Consider the following 3,990-nt stretch of genomic DNA (forward strand, 5'->3'; position numbering starts at 1 on the left):
CCACCGGGGGTTCCGGGTCGGGGGTGGGCCTGCTTCCGCCGCCTCCGCCACCGCCGCCAGGAGGCGGTGGCGTGGGCTCGGTTGGCTGCTCGTTTATGCGCCACTGGGCATACAGTGTGATGTCCTTCACTGCCCCTACCACCAAGGAGAGCCCCGGTGTGTAGGCCTCGCCAGATCCGTCTGCCGCTGTGTTCCAGCCGGTGAAGGTGTAGCCATCACGAGTAAAGGCGTTTTCCGCCAAATTTACTTCTTCACCCTTCGTCGCACCGTAGGATTCCATGGTTCCTTCGCCGCCGTTGGCGTCATAGGTAACGGGACGCAGCAGTTGCCAGTAATACGTCATTGTGATATTTCGGGCGTCAATGGCATTCATCAAAACGCCATCGAATGCACCGGTCGTCGGGTTAAATTCTAGTCCCGTTTCATTTTTGAAAAGCTGTGCACCCTTCGCGTTCCCCTCTTCAGACCAGCCATAGGAATTGATCCATTGATTGTTCATGAGGTGTTCAGTAAACAGAAGTACACCATAGAGTGCAAAGTTTTCTGCCGCAGTTCCTGTCGGATACGCCACAGCGTCCCCGAAGATACCTTTGCTGGGATCGAACGTCACTTTCGTGGTCCCATCGACCAGCGTATCTTGCGCATGATAGGACGACATGTGTTCGGGTCCTTCTTCATTGATGTAATCTTCGGCAACCCAGCTTCCGTTTTCCTGTTCAAAGTTCATATTCACGAAGGTACAAATTTTGCTGTAGTTGTACCGAAGCTCAATCTCGGCATCCTTCCCAATCATATTCTCTAGCACAACATAGCGACAATTTGCTCCTGGTGTACTACTTCCTTGGCTAATCCAAGTATCCGCGTTATCAGAACCGGGTTCATAGGTCGAAACATATCTACAGGTAATGTTCTCCCAGCCGAAGTCAGGATGCGAAACTCCCACATAATCCAAAAGCCGCAAGGGATACTTTTGATCCACAGAGGGCAGGGGCAGCAACGCAATCTCCTTCTCCAACTGTCCTTCGGGTACGACCAGCGTGTAGTAGGTTGGGTCGCTGGAATCCGGTGCGCCCGAAGGTATCCAATCGCCATTTACACCATCGCTGTTAACGTACCGGGTCTTTACGGTCAGCTTATAGCCAAGCTTCACCTCGACGCGGTGGCTTTTGCCATCGTTGAACGCACAGCTCCAAGTTTGGCGCAGTTGGTTCCCTTTGTCATTGGTACGGGACTGATCCAGCACAACGTTGCCGTCTACTATTACGGTGAGGATAGTTTTGCCTGTTCCATCCACAGAAACTGTGGCAACACCATTCTCATAAGACACGTTCTGACTTGTTCCATCAACTACCAACGAAATACTAGCGTCACTATCGGTTTCGCCGCCGGTTTCACCACCGGTCTCGCCGCCAGTTTCACCACCGGTTTCGCCACCGGTCTCGCCGCCAGTTTCACCACCGGTTTCACCACCGGCTTCGCCACCGGTTTCGCCGCCAGTTTCACCACCGGTTTCACCACCGGCTTCGCCACCGGTTTCGCCGCCAGTTTCACCACCGGTCTCGCCGCCGGTCTCGCCACCGGTTTCACCACCGGTCTCGCCGCCGGTTTCACCGCCGGTTTCACCACCGGTCTCGCCGCCGGTTTCACCACCGGTCTCGCCGCCGGTTTCACCACCGGTCTCGCCGCCGGTTTCACCACCGGTCTCGCCGCCAGTTTCGCCGCCGGTTTCACCGCCAGTTTCGCCGCCGGTTTCGCCGCCGGTTTCACCGCCAGTTTCGCCGCCGGTCTCGCCGCCGGTTACACCGCCAGTTCCACCGCTAATTTCGCCATCGATGCTTTGGTCTGTTCCCTCCTCCGCGAATGCGGTGGTACAGAACAAGCTCATACACATGGCCAAGGCCATGAACAGAGAAAGCAACCGTTTGGCTGTGTTCCTATTCTGTTTTTTCATAGATTTGATTCCTTTCTTTGCAAAAATCGGATGCAAAGTATCCGGCGGGCGGGCTGCCGTTCCGCGTGTTGCGGGGTAGGCCCCATACCTTTGCGCCGCAGGGTTTCCCCTGCTTTGCTCAGTTTGCAGCCCGGCGGACATAGCATCCTCCTGGCGTTTTGCCAGTTCGATACCGTAGTTCCGTGGCTTTGCGCCGCTGGATTTCTCCAGGTTTGCCCACAGCGCCCTGATGTATGCTCCCGCCGCTGGGGGACGCTTGCGGCGGCGGGGCCAGGACGGGTGGAATGTCTTTCATCATGGGGCCTCTCCTTCCTGGTCAATTTGAATCCACCAAAACGCCTTCTGACAGCATTTTGGAACATTCCGCAAAAAAACTGCTGATTTTATGAAAAAGTATACCTTTTGATAAAATTTTCTGGCCTATTTTTGCATGAAAATTTCCCCTTTTCTTTGTGGGAAAAAGCAAAGCCCTCCCTTGAAACCCCTGGATATTCATGGTATAATGACTAAAAGCCCAGGGCTATCAAAAGGTATACCTTTTGATAGCCCTGTTGCGTTTGAACAAAAAAAGCGCCCGGACGAACGCTCGTCCGGGCGCAATGTTTTGGTTTTTTTTACCGCTTGTTGGACTTTCTCCAAATGCCCATCTTCTCGGCGCTCTGGATCAGCTCCTCGCGGAACTGGGGGTGGGCGATGGAGATGATCTTCTCCGCACGCTCCCAGGTGTTCAGGCCCTTCAGGTTGATCATGCCGTGCTCAGTGACCAGATACTGCACGGTGGAGCGGGGGTCGGTGCAGATGGAGCCATTGGTGAGGGTGGGCACGATGCGGGACTTCAAGGAGCCGTCCTTGCCCTGCATGGTGGAGGACAGGCAGATGAAGGACTTGCCGCCCTTGGACAGATAAGCGCCCATGACGAAGTCCAGCTGGCCGCCGGTGCCGGAGATGTGCTTGATGCCGGCGGACTCGGCGTTCACCTGGCCGAAGAGGTCCAGGTCCACAATGTTGTTGATGGAGATGAAGTTGTCCAGCTGGGCAATCACCCGCACGTCGTTGGTGTAGTCCACGGGGGCACCCATGACGTTGGGGTTCTCGTTGACGTAGTCATAGAGCTTCTTGGTGCCGGCGGCAAAGGCAAACACCTCCCGGCCATAGTCCACGGCCTTGTTCTTGCCGTTGATCTTGCCGGCCTTGGCGATGTCCACGAACGCGTCCACATACATCTCGGTATGCACGCCCAGGTCCTTCAGGTCGGACTCGGCGATGAGGGCGCCCACGGTGTTGGGCATACCGCCGATGCCCAGCTGCAGGCAAGCGCCGTTGGGGATCTGGGGCACGATGAGGTTGGCCACGGTGCGGTCCACGTCGGTGGGGGGCACGCTGCCCAGCTCGGGGATGGAGGGGTTGGGGCCCTCTACCACATAGGTCACGTCCTGGATGTTCACCTCGGTCTTGAACAGGCCCAGCACCCGGGGCATGTTGGTGTTGACCTCCACGATGATGTGCTTGGCCTTGGCGCACATGTCATACAGGTGGGAGGGGGCCAGGGAGAGGGAGAAGTTGCCGTGCTCGTCCATGGGGGGGCACTGCATCATCACCACGTCCACGCCGTCCAGGTTTTCGCGGTAAAAACGGGGTAGCTCGGAATAGCGCATGGGGGAGAACCAGCCCATACCCTTGCCGATGATCTTCCGGTCAATGCCGGAGCAGTGCCAGGAGTGCCAGGCAAAATGTTCCCCGGCGTCGTCGGCCTTGGCGATTTCCGGCATCCACATGGTCACGCCGCCGCGGACCTTCACGTCTTCCAGCTCATTCTGGCGCTTGGCCAGGGCCTGGTCCAGGACGTAGGGGTGGTTGGTGCACCAGGTGTAGTCCACCCAGTCGCCGGACTTCACCAGCTTCACAGCCTCGTCAGCGGTGGTCAGCTTGCTCTTGTACAGGGCTTGAAAATCCATCGTTGCAGTCTCCTTTTTTCCAAATAAAAGAATAGGCTAGGCCCTTGTAAAAAAATTGGGGCAGTGGTTTTATCTTGCCCCAAA

Annotated in this window: 2 protein-coding genes and 1 riboswitch; both genes read right to left on the reverse strand. The window is 56.6% G+C overall.

Annotated features, from left to right (window positions below):
- Window positions 1–1,951, reverse strand: a 1,951-nt coding sequence (locus tag ACTOZL_RS09780) for an InlB B-repeat-containing protein (RefSeq protein ID WP_482478192.1), incomplete at its 3' end; no start/stop codon positions are given.
- Window positions 1,952–2,072: 121 nt separating this feature from the next.
- A riboswitch (cyclic di-GMP riboswitch) is annotated at window positions 2,073–2,178 on the reverse strand.
- Between the two features lie 387 nt (window positions 2,179–2,565).
- Entirely contained in the window at window positions 2,566–3,906 is a 1,341-nt protein-coding gene (locus tag ACTOZL_RS09785) for a butyryl-CoA:acetate CoA-transferase (RefSeq protein ID WP_482478194.1), read from the reverse strand.
- Window positions 3,907–3,990 lie beyond the last annotated feature (84 nt).

It is taken from the genome of Evtepia sp., assembly GCF_056797215.1.

What these genes read in the sequence shown, in the direction of transcription:
- ACTOZL_RS09785 (WP_482478194.1), bottom strand. Translation starts at nt 3,906, where the DNA reads ATGGATTTTCAAGCCCTGTACAAGAGCAAGCTGACCACCGCTGACGAG.